Annotated in this window: 15 protein-coding genes and 4 tRNA genes; 3 read left to right on the top strand and 16 right to left on the bottom strand. The window is 57.7% G+C overall.

Going from position 1 to position 19,498, the window contains the following annotated elements; all coding sequences use genetic code 11:
- Positions 1 to 190 precede the first annotated feature (190 nt).
- A complete protein-coding gene (gene murA, locus H9627_RS06540) occupies positions 191 to 1,447 on the bottom strand; it encodes a UDP-N-acetylglucosamine 1-carboxyvinyltransferase (RefSeq protein WP_191733218.1) in 1,257 nt (418 codons plus the stop codon).
- Between the two features lie 72 nt (positions 1,448 to 1,519).
- Here murA and H9627_RS06545 point away from each other — a divergent pair, with 72 nt between their 5' ends.
- A complete protein-coding gene (locus H9627_RS06545) occupies positions 1,520 to 2,092 on the top strand; it encodes a cob(I)yrinic acid a,c-diamide adenosyltransferase (RefSeq protein ID WP_191733219.1) in 573 nt (190 codons plus the stop codon).
- A 37-nt stretch (positions 2,093 to 2,129) separates the two neighbouring features.
- Here H9627_RS06545 and ramA read toward each other — a convergent pair whose 3' ends face one another.
- Positions 2,130 to 2,975 carry an acetate metabolism transcriptional regulator RamA gene (gene ramA / locus H9627_RS06550; protein WP_006769199.1) on the bottom strand — a complete coding sequence of 282 codons (846 nt, stop codon included), beginning with the start codon at positions 2,973 to 2,975 and terminating at the stop codon, positions 2,130 to 2,132.
- A gap of 660 nt (positions 2,976 to 3,635) precedes the next feature.
- Between ramA and cysK the strand changes: the two genes are divergently transcribed.
- On the top strand, positions 3,636 to 4,571 hold the full coding sequence (gene cysK / locus H9627_RS06555) for a cysteine synthase A (RefSeq protein WP_191733220.1): 936 nt from the start codon (positions 3,636 to 3,638) through the stop codon (positions 4,569 to 4,571).
- A 136-nt stretch (positions 4,572 to 4,707) separates the two neighbouring features.
- Positions 4,708 to 5,274: a serine O-acetyltransferase EpsC gene (epsC, locus tag H9627_RS06560; RefSeq protein WP_191733221.1), complete on the top strand. Its 567-nt coding sequence runs from the start codon at positions 4,708 to 4,710 to the stop codon at positions 5,272 to 5,274.
- A 68-nt stretch (positions 5,275 to 5,342) separates the two neighbouring features.
- Here the strand turns inward: epsC and H9627_RS06565 are convergent, their stop codons facing one another.
- The 14 genes from H9627_RS06565 to H9627_RS06630 all read right to left on the bottom strand — a co-directional run bounded on the left by H9627_RS06565 (position 5,343) and on the right by H9627_RS06630 (position 19,373).
- Positions 5,343 to 5,738 carry a GNAT family N-acetyltransferase gene (locus H9627_RS06565; protein WP_318247765.1) on the bottom strand — a complete coding sequence of 132 codons (396 nt, stop codon included), beginning with the start codon at positions 5,736 to 5,738 and terminating at the stop codon, positions 5,343 to 5,345.
- Positions 5,739 to 5,740: 2 nt separating this feature from the next.
- Positions 5,741 to 5,813 (bottom strand) — tRNA-Phe (locus tag H9627_RS06570).
- Positions 5,814 to 5,845: 32 nt separating this feature from the next.
- Positions 5,846 to 5,919 (bottom strand) — tRNA-Asp (locus H9627_RS06575).
- 127 nt (positions 5,920 to 6,046) lie between these two features.
- Positions 6,047 to 6,931, bottom strand: coding sequence for a succinate--CoA ligase subunit alpha (gene sucD / locus H9627_RS06580; protein ID WP_191733223.1), 885 nt, complete (start codon positions 6,929 to 6,931; stop codon positions 6,047 to 6,049).
- Positions 6,932 to 6,941: 10 nt separating this feature from the next.
- The gene (sucC, locus tag H9627_RS06585; RefSeq protein ID WP_191733224.1) at positions 6,942 to 8,141 is read right to left on the bottom strand and encodes an ADP-forming succinate--CoA ligase subunit beta; all 1,200 of its coding nucleotides are present in this window, start codon (positions 8,139 to 8,141) and stop codon (positions 6,942 to 6,944) included.
- Positions 8,142 to 8,416: 275 nt separating this feature from the next.
- Positions 8,417 to 8,490, bottom strand: a tRNA-Asp gene (locus H9627_RS06590).
- A gap of 32 nt (positions 8,491 to 8,522) precedes the next feature.
- Positions 8,523 to 8,595, bottom strand: a tRNA-Glu gene (locus H9627_RS06595).
- A gap of 93 nt (positions 8,596 to 8,688) precedes the next feature.
- Positions 8,689 to 9,408 (bottom strand): DsbA family oxidoreductase, encoded by a 720-nt coding sequence (locus H9627_RS06600; protein WP_318247766.1) that lies wholly within the window; start codon positions 9,406 to 9,408, stop codon positions 8,689 to 8,691.
- 62 nt (positions 9,409 to 9,470) lie between these two features.
- The gene (locus H9627_RS06605) at positions 9,471 to 10,331 is read right to left on the bottom strand and encodes an alpha/beta fold hydrolase (protein ID WP_191733225.1); all 861 of its coding nucleotides are present in this window, start codon (positions 10,329 to 10,331) and stop codon (positions 9,471 to 9,473) included.
- Positions 10,332 to 10,353: 22 nt separating this feature from the next.
- On the bottom strand, positions 10,354 to 11,280 hold the full coding sequence (locus H9627_RS06610) for a class C sortase (RefSeq protein WP_191733226.1): 927 nt from the start codon (positions 11,278 to 11,280) through the stop codon (positions 10,354 to 10,356).
- Positions 11,277 to 12,926 carry a SpaH/EbpB family LPXTG-anchored major pilin gene (locus tag H9627_RS06615; RefSeq protein ID WP_191733227.1) on the bottom strand — a complete coding sequence of 550 codons (1,650 nt, stop codon included), beginning with the start codon at positions 12,924 to 12,926 and terminating at the stop codon, positions 11,277 to 11,279. Before H9627_RS06615 ends, H9627_RS06610 begins: the two co-directional genes overlap by 4 nt.
- On the bottom strand, positions 12,926 to 13,906 hold the full coding sequence (locus H9627_RS06620) for a class C sortase (protein ID WP_225213574.1): 981 nt from the start codon (positions 13,904 to 13,906) through the stop codon (positions 12,926 to 12,928). The genes H9627_RS06615 and H9627_RS06620 overlap by 1 nt, the downstream gene beginning before the upstream one ends.
- Positions 13,907 to 13,940: 34 nt before the next feature.
- Positions 13,941 to 15,512, bottom strand: coding sequence for a SpaH/EbpB family LPXTG-anchored major pilin (locus tag H9627_RS06625; protein ID WP_191733228.1), 1,572 nt, complete (start codon positions 15,510 to 15,512; stop codon positions 13,941 to 13,943).
- 81 nt (positions 15,513 to 15,593) lie between these two features.
- Positions 15,594 to 19,373 (bottom strand): DUF7927 domain-containing protein, encoded by a 3,780-nt coding sequence (locus H9627_RS06630; RefSeq protein WP_191733229.1) that lies wholly within the window; start codon positions 19,371 to 19,373, stop codon positions 15,594 to 15,596.
- Positions 19,374 to 19,498: the final 125 nt, after the last annotated feature.

Below are 19,498 nucleotides of genomic sequence, written 5' to 3' on the forward strand. Positions count from 1 at the left end.
CAAAACGCTGTTTCGGTTTCGATGTGATGGTGTCGTTGGGGTCAGCACCTGTTGTCCTACCGCCGCACACTCCAGTAAGTACTGGATGGGGCGTTGTCGGTCGCGCTGACTGGTATTAATCTACACACCCCACCGACAACCCACAAACCCCCAGCTCACAGCACTAAACCGACGAACCGACCAACGGGATCTAGCCTACAACCCGTTGGATATCGGCCCCCAGAGCCTGCAGGTTCTCCACGAAGTTCGGGTAGCCGCGGTCAATATGGAAGACATCGCGGACCTCGGTGGTCCCTTCAGCACAGAGTGCTGCGATGACCAGGCCGGCGCCGGCGCGAATGTCCGAGGACCACACGGTGGTTGAGGACAGTTCCTCTATACCGCGGATCACCACATGGTGACCGTCTACGGAGGTATCCGCACCGAGGCGCTGCATTTCGTCGACAAAGCGGAACCGCGATTCGAAGACGTTCTCGGTCACCACCGCAACTCCATCCGCAATGGCGTTGAGGCCGATGGCCATCGGCTGCAGGTCTGTGGGGAAGCCCGGGAAGGGAAGGGTCTGGTAGTCGGTGGACTTGGGACGCTTGTTCATCACTACGCGGAAACCATTTTCAAAGGTGTCCACCTGGGCGCCGGCGAGCTTGAGCTTTTCCAGTGGGAGGTGAAGGTAACGGGGTGCGATGCCCCCGACAGTGACATCTCCCCGCGTCATGGCGGCGGCGAACGCCCATGTGCCCGCAACGATGCGGTCACCGATGACCTCATGCGAGGTCGGGTGGAGCTTCTCCACGCCGTTGATGGTGATCTTGGGGGAACCCTCACCTTCAATATCGGCACCCATAGAACGCAGCATGCGGCAGAGGTCGACAATCTCGGGTTCGCGGGCTGCGTTATCCAGGGTGGTCTGCCCCTCAGCCATGACTGAGGCCATGAGGATGTTCTCCGTCGCACCCACCGAGGGGAAGTCCAGGGAGATTTCCGCGCCGACGAGCTTTTCAGCCTCGGCGACCACAGCACCATGCTGGGTACGGGTGGTCGCACCGAGCTGCTCGAGTCCACTCTGGTGCATATCCAGAGGGCGGGATCCGATGGCGTCGCCACCGGGAAGTGACACGACTGCCCTGCCACAGCGGGCGGTCAGTGGTCCCAGCACGCAGACCGATGCGCGGAACTGGGTGACCGCCGGGAAGTCAGCATCGGATTTGAGTTCAGCCGGGGTGTGGATGGTGACAGTATGTCCGTCGATCTCCACTTCGCAGCCGAGACCGACCAGGACATCACGCATGAGGGGGACATCGAGAATCTCGGGACAGTTGGTCAGGGTCGTGGTGCCCTCCGCCAGCAGCGCGGCCGCCATGAGTTTGAGCACGCTGTTCTTTGCGCCGTCGACACGCACGGATCCCTGGAGCCTTGCTCCACCATTGACTAGAAACTTGTCTTTCACCCCACCCACCTTATCCGCCCCCGCCGTCGGAATGGTGCACGGCGGGGGCGGATGACGGCTACCGTTTGAAACATGGCTATTCACCTAACCAAGATCTATACCCGCACCGGCGATGACGGCACGACCGGATTGTCGAATTTCAGCCGCGTACCCAAGGATGACGCGCGCCTCATCGCCTACGCCGACACCGACGAAGCGAACTGCGCCATCGGCGAGGTGCTCGCCTTGGGCAACCCCGACGAGGCGATGGTGACGTTGCTGCGTCGGGTGCAGAATGAGCTTTTCGACGTCGGCGCCGATCTCGCCAACCCCATCGAGGAAAACCCCAAGTACCCGCCCCTGCGTGTCCTGCCCGAGTACGTCGACCGGCTCGAGGCGGACTGCGACAAGTGGAATGAGGATCTCCCCAACCTCGATTCCTTCATCCTGCCCGGAGGAACCCCTGCCGCGGCGCTGCTGCACACCGCACGCGTGGTCACCCGTCGGGCGGAACGCTCCGCATGGGTGGCGGTACGCGAACACCCGGACACCACATCCGTCCTGCCGGCGAAATATCTGAACAGGTTGAGCGATCTACTGTTCATTCTCTCGCGCGTCGCCAACAAGGGCGATGACGTGAAGTGGGTTCCGGGTGGAAAACGCTAGGGGAAAACGCTAACTGCTTCTCAGCAGGTGGAACGGATCAGGGCAGTGCGCCGATGCGGCGGGCTGCATTGACTGCTTCATAACGGGTATGGGCGCCGAGCTTACGCATGACTGAGCGCAGGTAACTCTTCACCGTCTCCGCGCCGATACCCATCTCCTCAGCCGCCTCAACATTGGTGTGCCCCAGTGCCACACAGGCGAGCACATCAAGCTCACGGGCGGACAGCTTGGTCGTCTGCTTCACGCGGACCGGCGTGACCATCTGGTCACACAGCTCCTCGAGCTCCCGACGCAGCTCCTCATCCGCCACCCGGTTCGCCAGCATGCGCAGCTTGGAGTGGGTGGATCGGACCTGCTCCCATTCCGCACCATTCATGACGCGGTTCGGCTTGAGTGCGCCACGACCGTCCGGAGCCCCACTGCGGCGCAGGGCGGAGTTGATCGCAAGATCCTGCTCCAGGGTGCGGGCGGTCATGGTGACCTCCTCGATGACAGTGTCGCCGAGACGAACCGCGGAATGGACACCAACGTAGAGAACGCCACGGATCTCCCGGTGGACGATCACGGGAACTGCCACGATGGAGTGCAGCCCCTCATCCTGGATCGCGGAGTCCTTCTCATGCGAGATCACATTGGCACGGGTGTAGTCACTGACACCGACCGGACGACGGGTTGCCACGACCCTGCCACCGACACCCACACCGGGTTCGATGATCAGGTTCTGGAGCGCCGGTGTACGAAGACCAACCCACTGGGTGATCTGAAGGCGATTGTCCGGGAGGACTGTCGCATACATCGTCACGGGAATGCCGGTGGCGGTTTTCAGCGATGCCAGCGCCGAGCGAATGGCATCCTCATCGTCTTTGATCCGCTGGGTATCCACCTTGTTGTTTTCCTCCTGCTTTACACCCGTGCTGGTACACCCGAAGGGGTTCAGACGAGTAAGAAATATCCGTCAGATGTACAGTATAACTCCCCTTTGGGGGTAGTCATAGTTCGCCCTACCTGCTGACTATGTTGACTATCTGCATTATTTCTTTTGACTTTGGGGGTATGGGAAAAAGTTCCCCACCCCCTTAACTCTACCCCCTCCCCACAACTTCCACCCCCATTGTCCACTTACATGCAGTTCACACCGCATTTTTCCCCTTTTCCCACCGTCACAGTGCCCATTACTGCCCACCCACACCCAATCACCCCCGAGTTAGGTTGAAAATTCCGAAAGGTCCCACCATCACAGTGGCGTATAACACGTTTTTGTGGGTTTTCATGTGGGGAATCTGCCAATAAATGCCTCCTCCGCCCTACTTCCACCCACCCTCCGACCACTCCCGCATTTAATTCATCCTTCAAAAAACCCGCCAACCTGCCCAAACCTAACAGTCTAGAAAAACTAGACCGATCCGTCTGCTTTGCGGGGGATCTTTGGTGTAGACTCGCTTCTTATAGGGCGCGGGACACCCCGGTCATCCACACACGGGTATCCCGACCGTCCGGTGAACTTTCCATCGAGAGAACTGTTTAGTTAAGGAGCACCCCCTTCATGGGCAACGTGTACAACAACATCACTGAGACCATCGGCCGCACCCCCCTGGTCAAACTCAATCGCCTCACCGAGGGCCTGGACGCCACCGTCCTGGTTAAGGTCGAGTCCTTCAACCCCGCCAACTCCGTCAAGGACCGCATCGGTCTGGCCATCATCGACGCAGCCGAGGCTTCCGGTGAGCTGAAGCCGGGTGGCACCATCGTCGAGGCAACCTCCGGCAACACCGGTATCGCCCTGGCCATGGTTGGCGCAGCCCGCGGTTACAAGGTTGTCCTGACCATGCCGGAGACCATGTCCACCGAGCGCCGTGTTCTGCTGCGCGCCTACGGTGCGGAAATCGTCCTCACCCCGGGTGCCGCCGGCATGCAGGGCGCCAAGGACAAGGCCGACGAGATCGTCGCCGAGCGCGAGAACGCCATCCTCGCCCGTCAGTTCGAGAACCCTGCCAACCCGGAGGTCCACCGCGCAACCACCGCCAAGGAGCTCATGGAGGACACCGACGGCAACTTCGACATCTTCGTTGCAGGCTTCGGTACCGGCGGCACCCTCACCGGTGTCGGTGGCGTGCTCAAGGAGCACAATCCGGAGGCCCAGGTCTACGCCGTCGAGCCAGAGGCATCCCCGCTGCTGACCTCCGGTAAGGCCGGCCCGCACAAGATCCAGGGCATCGGCGCCAACTTCATCCCGGAGAACCTCGACCGCAAGGTCCTGGATGATGTCATCACCATCTCCAACGAGGATGCTGTCACCTGGTCCCGCAAGCTGGCCACCGAGGAGGGCATCCTGGGTGGTATCTCCACCGGTGCCAACATCAAGGCCGCTCTGGACCTGGCTGCCAAGCCGGAGAACGCCGGCAAGACCATCGTCACCATCGTCTGCGACTTCGGTGAGCGCTACGTCTCCACCGTCCTCTACGAAGACATCCGCGACTAATCAACCGCGAGCATCTCACCGCCCCTTCCCCGCGCCAGTTCGGGAAAGGGGCGGTTTTGTCATTCGGGTCAGGCCCCTGAATTAATCCGGGTGGGATTCTCTGATGGCCCAAGTGCACGCTGTTAGACTTGCCTGCATGCTTTCAGTTGTGAAGATGATCCGCGAAGACCTCGCCAATGCCCGCGACCATGACCCTGCGGCGCGGGGGGATCTCGAAAATGCCATCGTGTACTCCGGTCTTCACGCAATCTGGGCCCACCGCATCGCCCATGCCTGGTGGAAGTCAGGTTTCCGTGGCCCCGCTCGAATCCTGTCGCAGCTGAACCGTTTCTTCACCGGCATTGAGATCCACCCAGGTGCCACCATCGGTCGTCGTTTCTTCATCGACCACGGCATGGGTGTGGTCATCGGGGAGACCTCAGAGATCGGTGACGGCGTGATGCTGTACCACGGCGTCACCCTGGGCGGTCAGGTGCTCACCCAGACGAAGCGTCACCCCACCATCGAGGACAATGTCACCATCGGTGCCGGCGCGAAGGTGCTCGGCCCCATCACGGTCGGAGCGGGTTCCGCCATCGGTTCCAACGCTGTGGTGACCAAGGATGTCCCCGCCAACCACATCGCTGTGGGTATCCCCGCCAAGGCCCGTCCGCGTGGCAAGGAGGAGACCATCAAGCTGGTTGATCCGGACTACTACATCTAATACCAGCCAATCCGTGGCCCGGTTCCCGACAGGGGAACCGGGCCACAGTCATATGTTTGGGCAGTCGCCTACTTCTTCAGGTCCTCATACTCCGGGTTCTTCTTGATGAAGCCGGAGACCGCCCAGCAGGAGTCATGGATGCGGATGCCGTTGGCGCGGGCATCGTCGAGGGCATATTTGATCAGGGGCGTGGACAGCCCCCGCCCGCGGAATTCGGGCTTGATCACGGTGTGGTTGAAGTTGCGGTAGTCCGTGCCGTCGACGTAGCTGGCGAACCCTGCCGCCTCGCCGTCGAGGGTGATGACGAAACGTTTCTGGTTCTCGTGGTGGGTGATGTCGATCTTGCCGGTGTCATCGCTCATGGGCGTGCTCCTTGGGTTTTCTGCTCGTGGTGTGACCTGTCTGAGGCCTTTATACAGAAAACAACAAACCGCCCTCATCAATTCCTTGATGAGGGCGGACATTGTGGCCAGAGCCGGGATCGAACCGGCGACCTTTCACTTTTCAGGCGAACGCTCTACCGACTGAGCTATCTGGCCAGAGAATGAACTACAGTATAGAACATCTCTAGCGACCCTGACGGGACTTGAACCCGCGACCTCCGCCGTGACAGGGCGGCGCGCTAACCAACTGCGCCACAGGGCCTTACAAAATGCACTATCCGAAGCAGTCGCTCCGTCCTGCGCACAAGTGAATACCTTACACAGATGTCATATTAACCCACAAATCCGCAGCTCAACGATGCTTTTCGACGCACGACAGCGCCTGCCCACTAGCGGTCGGCGATGCTCTCCTTCATGATCTCGGCGGCCTCGGACGGAGTGGTGCCCACCCGCACCCCAACTGCCTCGAGCGCCTCCTTCTTCGCCTGGGCCGTGCCGACGGACCCGGTGACGATCGCCCCGGCATGCCCCATGGTCTTGCCCTCCGGGGCGGTGAAACCCGCGACATAACCGACCACCGGTTTACTCACGTGGTCGCGGATGAATTCTGCGGCGCGTTCCTCCGCATCCCCACCGATCTCCCCGATCATCACGATGGCCTCGGTGTCGGGGTCGTCCTCGAAGGCGCGCAGAGCGTCGATGTGCGTGGTGCCGATGATGGGATCGCCGCCGATGCCGATGGCGGTGGAGATCCCGACATCCGCCAGCTCGTTCATCATCTGATAGGTCAGGGTGCCCGACTTGGAGATCAGCCCGATGGGACCGGAGCTGGTGATCGTCGCGGGGATGATGCCGGCCAGTGACACCTCCGGGGTGATGATGCCGGGGCAGTTGGGGCCGATGATGCGGGTAGCCCCCACCTGCTGTGCGTGGGCCCACGCCTCGGCGACATCGTGGACAGGGATACCCTCGGTGATAACCACGAGCAGGGGTATCCGGGCGTCGATAGCCTCCCTCATCGCCTCCCCGGCGAACGCGGGAGGCACGAAGACCACGGACACGTTCGCGCCCGTCTCCTCCATGGCCTCGGCGACGGTGCCGAAGACGGGGAGCTCCACCTCGCCCAGTGTCACCGTCTCCCCGGCCTTGCGGGGGTTGGTTCCGCCGACCACGGTGGCACCCGAGGCGAGCATCCGGGCGGTGTGCAGGGACCCCTCCGAACCGGTGATGCCCTGGATGATGATGCGGGAGGTGTCATCGAGAAAGATGGCCATGAGGGTGCTCCTAGTTGGTGACGGCGGCGAATTCGGTGGTGGGCTGCTCTGCTGCGAGCTGGGCCGCCCGGTCGGCGGCCTCATCCATCCCGGAGATCAGTGTGACCAGCGGGTGGTTGAATTCCTCCAGGATCTCCCGCCCCTTGTCCACATTGTGGCCATCCAGGCGGACGACGATCGGCTTCGACGCCCCGGAGCCGAGCTCCTCCAGGGCACCCACGATGCCCCGGGCCACCTCGTCACACGCGGTGATGCCACCGAAGACATTGACCAGAACGCTGCGCACCTGCGGATCCCCGAGGATCACCTCCAGACCCGCCACCATGCTCTCCGCTGATGCTCCCCCACCGATGTCGAGGAAGTTGGCCGGCGCCTGCCCACCATGCTGTCGACCCGCCTCGGCCACAATGTCGAGCGTGGACATCACCAGACCCGCACCATTGCCGATGATCCCTACGGTGCCCTCCAGCCGCACATAATTGAGGTCGTTCTTTTTCGCCTTGAGCTCCAACGGGTCCAGGGTGTCGGCCGATCCCGCCAGCTCCTCCCGGTGATCATGCCGGAAGTGGGCATTGTCATCCAGGGTGATCTTCCCATCCAGTGCCAGGACCTTTCCCTCCCCGGTGAGGACCAGCGGGTTCACCTCGACGAGGGTGGCGTCCTCCTCATGGTAAACGCGGTAGAGCTGCTGCAGAACAGGACTGATCTTCTGCGCGGTGGTGTCGTCGAAACCTGCAGCCTGGGTGATCTCCCTGGCCTTGGCTTCATCGATGCCGGTCAGTGGGTTCACCTCTACACGAGCCAGGGCCCCGGGGCGCTCCTTCGCCAGGAGTTCGATCTCCATGCCCCCTTCCATGGAGCACATGGCCAGGTAGGAGCGGTTGGCGCGATCCAGGAGGATGGAGAAGTAATACTCCTCGGCGATGTCCACCGCCTCCACCACCATGACCTGCTCGACGGTGTGGCCCTTGATGTCCATGCCCAGGATCGCCCCGGCAGCCTCATGGGCCTTCTGGGGATCCGCGGCTAGTCGCACACCGCCGGCCTTGCCGCGACCCCCGATTTTCACCTGTGCCTTGACCACCGTTGGCCCACCCAGTTCCTCGGCGGCCCGGCGGGCACCCTCCGGGGTGTCGGCCACAATGCCGCGCACCACGGGCACGCCATGGGATTCAAAGAGGTCACGGGCCTGGTATTCGAAGAGATCCATGATCTGTTCCGTCCTCGACAGGGTGTGCGGGTGGATGTGGCTACCCGGGACCTGCCGATGCCGGGAACCACAGTTGCAACTATCCTGTGAAGTCTATCACTTTCATGTTCGCAGCTCAGTGATGAATATTTTCGACCGTCTGCTCCCCCGGAAGCCCCGAAATCCCGGGTTCCCCGATGCAAACCAACGAAAACGTTCAACCAGAAACCGGCGGGAAACAGAAAAAACTGGAGGCACCCACTTTCCAAGAAAGTGGGTGCCTCCAGTGCGCATTGCGACCCTGACGGGACTTGAACCCGCGACCTCCGCCGTGACAGGGCGGCGCGCTAACCAACTGCGCCACAGGGCCATCTGCAATTATCTACCTGCAAGGGCAGATAGTACTCCCAACGGGATTCGAACCCGTGTCGCCGCCGTGAAAGGGCGGTGTCCTAGGCCCCTAGACGATGGGAGCTCGTCGCGTAGGCGACTGGATAAGAATATACGTGACATTTATCCTTATGCAAAATCGCCCGGTGAGCTGGGGTTTTACCCCCACCCAGATGCGCTAATTGCAGGTGCCGTCCACCGAGCAGGTCTGCCCCTCGATGACCTCAAAGGGGCTGGCAGGGTTGGCCTCCGCCCATTCACCGAAGGACTTCTCGATGGTGCCCTCGAAGACCGCCGCCTCCTGGGCGCCACTGATGGCGTATTTACGATCGAAGACGAAAAACGGCACGCCGGTGACACCGAGCTGACGGGCCTCGTGGATGTCACGCTGGACCTCATTGGTATAGGCGTCGGACTCCAATACCGTGCGGGCCTCTGCCCCATCAAGACCTGCGCCCTGCGCGATGGCCACAAGGGTATCGATGTCATCGACATTCTTCTGCTCCGTGAAATAGGCGCGGAACAGTGCGTGGGCGACATCCTTCTGCCTGCCGTGCTTCTTGGCCAGGTGGGTGAGGCGGTGGGCGTTGATGGTGTTGGCGGGGATGGAGGTCTCGGAGTCCATCTCCAGGCCCACGGCGGCAGCGAACTGAGCGACCTGGCTGTTCATCTGACGGGCCTGTTCGACGGTCATGCCCTTGGTTTCCGCGAGCATCTCATTGGTGGTGCGGATGGGGTGGGTCTCCAGGCCGGGCATGAGTTCGAAGCTCTTGAATTCGACGTCGATACGCTCAGCGTCGACGAAACCGGCGAGCGCGTCGTCGAGTTTCTTCTCACCGATGTAGCAGAACGGGCACATGATGTCGCTCCACACTTCAATTTTCATCTTCGCAGCCACGGCGGATTCCCCATTTCTTTTAGTTGACACTTCCACAAATGACAACGGACCCCACGCCTCTTCTATTCCAGATGATTGAACACGGCGAAGAGGTCGGACAGACCAGGCTCCTCGATCGGGAAGTGCCCGCATTCCCGGAGCGTGACCACAGCGGTGGGCCCCTTGGCACGTTTGAGGGTGCGCAGGCTGAGCTGCACGGGGGTCCAGCCATCATGCCCTGGGTGCACCAGGGTGACCGGCACGGTAGGCATATCGTGCTTGAAATGCAGGTAGGAGCTGAGAAACCGCAACGGTACCTTCACTCCCCCGCCGAGTTCATCACTGGCGCACAGTTTGGACAGCCCCGGGCTGCGGCTCATCTTCGAGATACGAGCAAATGACCGGATCCGCACCATCTTTCTACCCGGCGCGAGTTTGAGCAGCGGTTTGGTCAGGATGGCCAGCGACCCGAAGCGGGTCATCTTACGCCGGGCCAGGGGGTCGGCGGGGTTCATCAGGCAGGTCGCCACCACGTGGGTAACGTGTGTGCTTTTCGACGCCACATGCGCCGCCAGCAATCCCCCGACGCTGGCACCAAACAGGATGAGGGGTCGGCCGTCGTGTTCTTCCTCGATGAGATCGATGAGCAGGGCTATCCAGTCGCTATAAAGCACCTCCGTCGGGTCGCAGACGGTGAGGCCGAACAGGGGCAGGTCGACTGCGAGCACCTCGAAACCGCGGTCCACCAGGGTCGCGGCGTGGGGCCAGAGCGCGCCGCTGTGCGCGCCCATGCCGTGGATGACGAGCACACGGGCGCGGGCCTTGGGGCGGCGTGCGCGGGCGATGTGGATTTTGTTGTCACGCCACTGCCACCACGTGTGCTCCGGTTCCACCCGGGAACGGTATGGCAGTGGGAGGAAGGCTGTGTAGGGATTGCTGGTCATCCCCACCCAACTTAGCAACAAATCAGGCCGTGGCCTTCTTCTTTTTCTTCCTAGCTGGCATGAACAGCATCAGCGCAACCAGCGCCGACCCGCCGATGAAGATCACCAGCCACCAGGGGAAGCCAGCGCGGATTCCGTCGCCATCGATGACCTGCTCCCCTCCCGCTTCAGGGCCGGGGATGCGCTGCGCATGGACGAGCAGACGGTGACTGTTCACACCCACCGGGGTGCAGGTGAACAGCGTGACCCAATCCTCGCCTTCAATGATTTGGAAAGAGTCGGTTTCATTGGGCAGGACGGTTTCCAACTCACGGACTTCATAATAATGCTCCTCGCCGAGTACTGAGAACCAGAAGATGTCGCCCACCTGGGCGTCGTGAAGCTCAGTGAAGAGCTTCGCATGCGGCAGACCACTGTGCGCAGTCACCACCGCGCGTGTCGACGGCCCACCCACCGGCAGTGAAGTGCCGTAGAGGTGCCCGATTCCCTTCGAGATCACCTCATCGGAGGTTCCGTGATACATGGGCAGAGCAATATTGACATCCGGATAATTCAGAGTGCCGATGGCATCAGTGCCACTGACCCGGAGCATCTCTTCATAAGCTTTATATACCTCGCTACCGACAAGGGCGTCTTCGGCTTCGCTCAGGTAGGGATCTGTAAGGGGACCGGGTTCAAGCTGGTCATTGTAATTGTAGGCTACGTCCAGGATCCGCTGGCGTTCCTCCGGTGGGGTGTTCTCAATCTGACGCGTATATCCGGAGATCTCAGAATTATGCCCCAGTGAATTTACCCAGTCCGCACCATCGGGATAGATGAGCAGACCGATGCCGAACATGGCGAAGATCTGCAGGAAGATATTGGTGGCAAGCCGCTGTTTCTGCTTCTTGGTCCGTACCTTTTTCGGCTGCCGCTCCAACCGGTGACGGCCTTCAATGGTATCGGTCATTCGTTCTGGTTTCCACGCCTACGCATAATCAATAATACGCCGGCCGCAATGAGTACCAAGGCGAAGGTAATCAGCCCAGTCACCTGCGCACCAGTGGAGGCCAGACCGGTGCGAGAATCTTTGTTGTCGAATTCCTGCGGGCTGCCTGGCTCACTGGATGACGCATCCGGATTGGGGCCGGGGCCACCATCAGCAGATCCAGACGAGGAACCGCCGTTGAACCAATCAAAGGGGAAGAAGATAATCGGCAGCAAGATACCAGGCCTGGTTGGGTCATCTTCACGAATAACCTCATAAATCAATGTCTGGAACGTCACCTCAGAGTTGACAGCCCCGCCCAGTGGATCTGCATCCACCCACTCCCATCCGGGTGGAGAGTTGGTGGGAACAACCCAATACGTCCGGTAGAGGGGATCCGTTAATTCACGATCCAACCCATTGGCGAAGTTGGAGAAACGCAGCCCCTCAATGATCAGGCGCCCCTGCTCATCCGTGATCCATTCAGAGACCCCCTCAATAATGATCGGATCGCGCCGGGCTGCGGCATCCTCCGGGGAGCGATAGAGCTGGAAAGAAGCCCCGGGAATACGATTATCTGGTTTATCATTCTCATGGACCACCACGGACAACGGCCCCCATCGGGTTTCCGCCGTACTGTTGACCCCTATTTGGCTGTCAATCGCCTCACGACTGGGGTAGAGCACCGACGTATTGGCATGAACACCATCGCTTAAGACTGTGGTGCCATATTCAATCTGCACTTCAGCACTTGGATCTGCGGCCACCGCAGCTTCCAACTTCCTCAAACCAGACTCAAGGAAGTCGACGGTGATGGTGCGATCACCGGAAGTGTAATTGATGTGATAATCCTGACCCAGAATCAGAGCGGAAACCCCGACGCCTGTGATGCTCACCTTTACCTGCGCTGTTTTATCGCTGGCAGAGCCGAGAAGCTCCAGCTGGGGGTTAATGATCTGCTGGACACGGTAACCGTCGATCGTGGAGCGCAACGGGATGCCGGACCGGGAAGTCCACTGAACTGTATCCCCCAGGCCCACGGCATCCTGATCAATTACCTCCAGGGTGATTCCTGCCCGGGCATTCTTGGGATAGACATGCACGGTGGTGAGCCAGCTGCTGTGATCTTGCGGGTTGGTCAGCGGGAGTGCCACGAGAAACGGTGATGTTCCTGCAAAACCTGGCTGAATAGAAGTTTCCTGGACATAATAAAGCCCCACCTTGAGGTTGGAAAGTACCGCGGTACCATTGCCGTTTGTTACAGCTTGTGCTGCAATAGGCTCACTGCTGACGCGTTGAGCTGCCTCGGTGACACCTAAACCCGCTGCGGAACGCTGCCCTTCATTGGTATGCAGATCAATACCGGGAACGCGCTTAGCCGTGAAAGAGGCACCGGGGACTGGAACCAATCCGCTGGTGTCTTTCGGTAACCCATCAGCGGAGGGTCGGAGAAGCTCGGGCTGTTCAAACTTATGGACTACCAGGGTGGTTTCTGCATTCCGGTCAATGGTTTGACCGTGTGCAGAAAACGGGATGAGTACTTGAGTCAGCATCAAAGCTATGCACAAAGCAAGCGCGTGCATCGCAGTGGAGGATGCTCCACGACGAGTTCTGATCTCGACCCTCATTATTGCTTCACTTTCAGGATTTGTTTATTCACCCGGTGCCGGCCACCCTGATTTTTTTCCGGACGTTGAGCAAAAATCACATAGGCCACAATGCTGGAGCTTGCGCAGAATATCAGTGCCCACCATGGGATGCCGGCCTTCTGTCCATCACCAGCAATAACGTCATTGACATCCGTGGATGGTGCGGAAACACGTTGAGCGTGAACAAGAAGACGATGGCTATTGACACCGATGGGAGTGCAGGTAATCAGGGTTATCCAGTCCTCACCATCAATGACTTTCAAGGATTCAGTTTGTTGCGGTAATACGGTTTCAAGACTTTTAACTTCGTAGTGGAGGCGTTCGCCGAGCACCGACACGCTGAAGATGTGTCCTACTTCTGCGTCGAAAAGCTCAGTGAACAGGGAAGCATTGACCAGCCCGGAATGACTGGTCAATACCGCCCGTGTAGATTCCCCACCTACCGGAAGCGAGCTGCCATGCACATGCCCGACCCCTTTTTTAAGGACTGCATCATCAGTTCCCTGATAAATGGGAAGAGAGATACCGACATCCGGATACAGGAACTCACCGATTGCCTCACGATCCCCGACCTGCAGCATCTCGGCATAGTTCTGATGAGCACCAGTGGAATTCTGCTGGTTGCCGGTAACAGGCCGGGTGAAGGGATCTTGGAGTATACCTTCAGGAATATCGGCGTTGTATTGGGCTGCGAGACGACGTTGTTCGACCAATTCCGTCGCCGGTGCCTTCTCCACTTCTTGGAGGTAGCCTGAGACTTCAGCGTTATGCGCGCGGGTAGCAAACCAGTCAGCGGCACTAGGATACAGCAGCACCGCGATGCCGATCATGGCACCCAGCTGCAATATCCACGGGATCACAAGATTGCGTTTGGAAGTTCCTACCCGCTTCATATGTGGTGGTGTTTTTAATATTCCACCGGGATCGGAGGAGCCGACCATATCCGCATTCTGCTTCATGGCGGGCTCCTCCCTTGTTTCTTTCAGTTACTGCTTATGCCTCGGATGCGGAACGACGACGCGCCAAGAACAGCACGACCGCCAGGATCAAGATACCGGCGATGGTCAGCATCGCAGTACCCGAACCACCAGTCAGCGGCAGCACGAATGCACCGGTGGTTGCCTGGTTGACAATCGTTTCATCAGAAGTCCATGGAGTACTAGCGCCAGTGGTTTCATCAACAGTGAATGGAACTGGAGCGGCAAGAAGCTGGTGGCCATCAAGTGCCTGGACTTCCACCAGGTAGTAGGTGATGTAACGCGGGTCTGCCTCAGTAAAGGACTCGCCATCGGCGAATCCGCTGTGCCGCAGACCGTTGATGCTGATCTGTCCACTCGCATCAGTTTCCCAGAGGCCATCGGTAGGACCGGTGGTTGGCTCCAGGTGGTTGGTGAGTGCTTCAGCATCATCAAGATTGGAATACACGCGGAATTGTGCGCCTGAGAGATCAGTCAAGGCATCATCAGAACTGTCCTTCTGGAAATTGTAGCTACCGTAGCGAACTTCTTCCGCAGGGGTGACCAGGGGTTCATTCTGAGTCACTGAGTTTTGATTAGGAAAGACACTTGCCGTGTTGTCGATGACCTCTGCAGCAAGAACCTTGGTGTCCAATTCTACGCTCACCTTCGCAATTGGATCTAAATTCACCGCAGCTGCGAGGGCTTCACGACCAGCCTGGGTGAAAAGGATCTGGTAGGTGTTTGCTCCAGAAGTAGAAGAATCCTCGGTGATGCCATAGTCGGTTCCCTCAACAAGCGAGGTGGTTCCAGCAGTGACCCTGATGCCGGTGTTGCTTACTGCATTGAATGCAGGGTCCAACACAAGTTGATCTGCCTGAAGGGTATCATCGATACGGAAATAATCCGGTGCGATGAATCGGGCGTTTGAGCCATTATAGGCAGGATTTTCCACCCGGGGAATATCCGCATTGATGGTCCAGGTTACGGTGTCACCAACGATAAGGTCAGCGGCATTTTCTACCGTCTTCTCAGCATCGATCTGAGAGTTCTTTGGGTACACGTAGATATGATCAAGCCACTCGTCAAGATTAGTAGGATTAGTCAGTGGCACTGCCAGCATAAATGGTGCTGCCGCAGTAACACCCGCAGGAACAGATGTCGGGTCTTCCTGAACCACATAAAGACCGCGTGGGAGTGTGGCGGTGGTCTCTCCTGCGGGAGATGTAGCAGGGAAGGAACCGGTGGGTGAACCAGGAATAGTTGCAGTTGCAGGGGTCAGACTAGCAGCATCTCGCTGACCTTCAATGGTTCCAATATCAGCAGTTCCGTCTGCACCGGTATTTTCAACCAGGTAGTAATCGAAAACCACATCTCTGATGGGGGTTGCGCCCGCAGGCAAAGCTGATAGCGGTTCGCCGGTTGCCGCGGATCCCAGGGTACCGGGCTGAGACAGCTTCGTGATGGTGACGGGAACCGAGGTTGGGAGGGGCTGGGACTGTGCACTAGCGGATGAACCGCCGAAGAGTGCAACAAACAACACCAGGACAGTGCTGATGATTAATGCGCTAGCTGCTTGTAGGCGGCCACGCGTCGTGAAGTTGAGCATGGTTTTCTTTCTTTTCAAGGGACGGAGGAGTCATTGACTTCCTCCTGAATTAGGTGGGAATCATTTCAAAAGCACTAGCGTCTACATGGGATTCTCACCACCAATGATTCTCCGCGACTGGTTTCGACGCCACAACCACAAGCCGATCACTGAAGCAGTTATTACACCGCTACCGGCAACGATGAGCCATGTTGTCCCCTTGCCACCAGTCAAAGGCATGGTTATGGGAACTACATCCTGAACAATCATCAGGTAACCTGTCGGGTTAACGCAGGCAACTGGTCTTTCTCCAACCGGGGCACCTGGGGAACACCGATCTTGTTCTAGACCTTCAATATCCAGCTGTCCCCGGCCCTCCATCGATTGCTGGGGATTCTGTGTACCAAAGTAAGGTGCATCCGCTTCTGGCCACACCCTGAAACCAATTGGTTGAGCCAAGAGCTGGACACCCGGAACAGGGCGTCGTTCTGTGCCTGCATTGTTAATTTGCAACTCCGGGGCTTTTGTCTCAACCAGCCAATAATCACCCTCGCTGAGATACTCCGATCGCCAGCGGCCATCCTGACCACCTGCGTGTGGCTGTCCGCTAAAGGTGCCCTGCGGATAAAATAACCCGCAAAGTGGAAGCTCATTCGGTGATCCTGCTGGCAGAGTATTATTATGCGCAATAATTGCGGCCAAAGTAGCTGAATCTTCACCCCAGTCAGGTGTCCCTCCTGAAATAAAGTTTCCATCCCAGATGGTTGGGTTGTATTCCGCACGGCAGAGCTTTACAGATGGATGATCTGTGGGAGCACCACCTTGATCATCACGGATTTCAAACTCATGGCCGACCATATTTGTAAGACCCGTGGAATCGCCCCATCCCGAAATGGAATCTGGAAACTCGACACCTGCACCCCGAGCATCCTTGCGAATGGTGAAATAATTATCAGACATTTGGTGAATGACCCGGCAGGCCTCAGGAAAATCAACGTCCTGCGGAATAGGAGCAGTTGGAGAGAATCCAGTATTCGGGGCGTTGGTGGTAGCCAAGCTACATTGATTAGGTAAAAGGGCATCTTGTGCCTGAGCTCGAACATAATTAACATACTTGGAACCAAAAGCAGGATTGGAGTCTTCAGGCCAGTTCGAGGGAATATTAGCTGGAAGTTGTCCAGCTTCCACCGCAAACCACATTTCTGCACGCACAGCGTTTACAGGCAGAGTTACTGGGAGTGACCTGATAATCCACCGACCTGTGTCGACATGAAAAGTTGGTTCTGGAACGTACCCACTGTTTTCGTCAAAAGCAGCGACCGGAACTGCTACCGTTCCGACCGGCTCGCCAGCTGCATCAAGAGCCTGATCATTTTCATCGAAGAAATAGATTCCTCGCTTCAATGCTCCTCCGGGCACAGCTGCACCAGGTGCCCAGCCTGCTGTTTTAAAGACGTGAGTCAGGTCATCCTCGAAAACCAGATCTTCAAGAGGCGTTGCCGCATTCATCTTCGTCGCGATGATCTGGTAATGGGTATTACCGCCCTTGTGCAGACGCGCTCCATCGGCAGGACGTGAGTCTTTAGCAACGGACCAGGCCGGAACCGGATGCTGTGTGCAGGAAGATGGTTCTCCAGGAGCTGGTTCAGGGCATGCCTGAGGAACTGGGCTACCAGCAGGCAAGAGATAGTTACTCAGCATATAACCCACCTGGTTAGGAGCTTCGTCTGAGCTGCGGACTATACCTTCTTGACGAGGTCCAGCGTTATCCTGGTTGGACAACACAGTGACCCTAAACCACACTGTTCTGGTTTGGGCTCGCTGAACGGTTCCAGTGATGCCGAGTTGGGGATTAAGCTGATTGAGCTGCTCTGTTACCACAATGCCCGGATCATCCATGTGGTTCGGGTATGCAGTTTCTTCACCATTGGAGATTCTCACGCTGTTGGTGACAAACTGAGCGTCATCCAAGACGTCACCCAGATAGTCTCGGTAATCTAGCTCCATTGCCGCGGTGCCTGAATTTCGGAAAGTCAGTTTGTAGCTGATGGTCTCATTTGCATTGACCACACTGTCTCGATCCACGACATTTCCTGAGGCATCGAAAACTTCCTTCTCTGCCTCAAGTTGCGGTTCTCTGGCGACATTGCGATAGGTGCAAACAATATTATTGCCGGGATTTATCTGAAGGCTGCCAGCAGCTACTGTGCCGTCCTGTCCCGAAGTGAGGGCAAATGCCCCAAGCGCAGTAGACCCTGGTTGAGGAGCACAGACGAGGTTTGCCCAATCATATCCATAAGGCCAATTCCCCTGGGTTTCAGGGTTGGGACCATTTTCTTGAAGTGCATACTGTCCGGTTGCAACGGCCCGTTTTGTCACTGCCGCGGCCTGATTTCCAGGTCCCCGAATCATCGATACCGGGCTGACCTGTCGCGTTGCTTGCAGAGTGAAATCAGCAGCTGTATGTGTCGCTGCTGTCGCTCCATTATCTACTTCTTTGAGAAGAGTGAGATAAGGAGGTGTGTATTCGATATTGCACTTCAAATACTGACCTACCGAAAGTAGCGTGAATGGATCTGATGGGGCCGGTGGCGTGGGGCTCGTAGTAGTTTGGGATGGCCAATATGATGTGGTTCCGTTCGCGGGGTTTGTCCTTTCACATCTCCATGCGGACCTATAAGAGGAGGCCAAAGAGCCGGAGGCCACGGAGGTGAACCGTAATTGTGTTCCCAATGTACTGACTGGCAACGCAGAAGTTCCTTCTGGACTTTGCAGTGCGTTGGTCCCGGTCTCCGTGGTTGCGATTTGGGTATTGCCAATGGTCTGGAGAATGGTTCCAGAGAAGTTAGTCTGGTCCGCAGCTTGATTGGAAGAGTTTACGATACGGTCTGTAACCGAAGTCTGGACTGCTGCTCGAGCGATAATCACGCCGAAAGCAACACCTTGAAGACCATTGCCCTTCATCTGCTGGGTGATCTGAAATGAACCGGTTGAAGGCGGAGCAGTAGCCAACATGGCTGTTCCAGTCTTATTACCGCTTGCGCCACCCTTACAGGAAGCCTGAGCAGTAGGCGTGCTTGAATTCCAAGCCGGGCTAGCAGTGCTGCACGCATTACCCATCACATTTAACTTGGAACCGCCGGGAGGGGTATTTGGCAACCATCTAAACCCCTCTCCGGTAGTCGTCCAGTCGATCGACTCGTTCGTGTCTGTGGATTCAGCATCAGCAACAACGATTGAATAATCACGCAGAAGAGTGCCGTCTCTTTCAAGTTCAATGTTCTTAAGAGTTAGAGAGGTGTCTCCCCCATTACCAGTTTGGTATAGCGCGGGGCGTCCCCCGACACCACTATAGAAATTACGGTTTCCGAGAAAAGCCCCACTCCAAGTAGGAAAACTATTTGCTACCACTTGTTTACCTGCATTATTATTTCCGGTCACATCAAGATCAGCCCTCAGAACATACCCACCGCCAAGATCCATGTTGACCTCATAGTTCTGAATATTTCCCCAGTTGCCGATACGGCCACCAGCGGTGTACTGGGAACCCATCACACTTTGCCAATTCGGAAGCCAACTACCTACATTTCGATAAGCCGTGGTAAAACCAGTGAAATCCAACCAACACAGTGTTTCTGCATAAGCACCAGTGCCAGGATTTGCGTTATTGCAGTTATCATCACCGACAGCCAAGGGTGAAAGCGTTGCATTGAGCTGGTTCAACGACTGGAGGAGTTGCTCAGTCTCGGACAGCGCCGGCGATTGTGGCTCAAGTTCAGTCCCCGACTCAAGGGTAGGAATGTTCTCGTTCGCTTCAGAATTTGAAGGCGAATCAAGAGTTGCACCGCTATTTACATCATCAACATCCCGTTCAGACTCCACCTCCTCCACTGGCGAAGACGACTCGGTATCGGAATCCTCTGTCAGTGCTACTGGTTCCTCGGTCCGGCTTTCCAGATTGAGGGGCACAGCTTCGGCAGGAAGAGCTGTCAGAACGAACAGCAAGA

The organism is Corynebacterium gallinarum, from assembly GCF_014837045.1.
GTDB lineage: Bacteria > Actinomycetota > Actinomycetes > Mycobacteriales > Mycobacteriaceae > Corynebacterium > Corynebacterium gallinarum.

Excerpts from the sequence above, each read along its gene's own strand:
- H9627_RS06545 (WP_191733219.1), top strand. The coding sequence starts at position 1,520 with ATGGCTATTCACCTAACCAAGATCTATACCCGCACCGGCGATGACGGC.
- cysK (WP_191733220.1), top strand. The coding sequence starts at position 3,636 with ATGGGCAACGTGTACAACAACATCACTGAGACCATCGGCCGCACCCCC.
- epsC (WP_191733221.1), top strand. The coding sequence starts at position 4,708 with ATGCTTTCAGTTGTGAAGATGATCCGCGAAGACCTCGCCAATGCCCGC.
- H9627_RS06565 (WP_318247765.1), bottom strand. The coding sequence starts at position 5,738 with ATGTCCGCCCTCATCAAGGAATTGATGAGGGCGGTTTGTTGTTTTCTG.
- sucD (WP_191733223.1), bottom strand. The coding sequence starts at position 6,931 with ATGGCCATCTTTCTCGATGACACCTCCCGCATCATCATCCAGGGCATC.
- sucC (WP_191733224.1), bottom strand. The coding sequence starts at position 8,141 with ATGGATCTCTTCGAATACCAGGCCCGTGACCTCTTTGAATCCCATGGC.
- H9627_RS06605 (WP_191733225.1), bottom strand. The coding sequence starts at position 10,331 with ATGACCAGCAATCCCTACACAGCCTTCCTCCCACTGCCATACCGTTCC.
- H9627_RS06610 (WP_191733226.1), bottom strand. The coding sequence starts at position 11,280 with ATGACCGATACCATTGAAGGCCGTCACCGGTTGGAGCGGCAGCCGAAA.
- H9627_RS06615 (WP_191733227.1), bottom strand. The coding sequence starts at position 12,926 with ATGAGGGTCGAGATCAGAACTCGTCGTGGAGCATCCTCCACTGCGATG.
- H9627_RS06620 (WP_225213574.1), bottom strand. The coding sequence starts at position 13,906 with ATGAAGCAGAATGCGGATATGGTCGGCTCCTCCGATCCCGGTGGAATA.
- H9627_RS06625 (WP_191733228.1), bottom strand. The coding sequence starts at position 15,512 with ATGCTCAACTTCACGACGCGTGGCCGCCTACAAGCAGCTAGCGCATTA.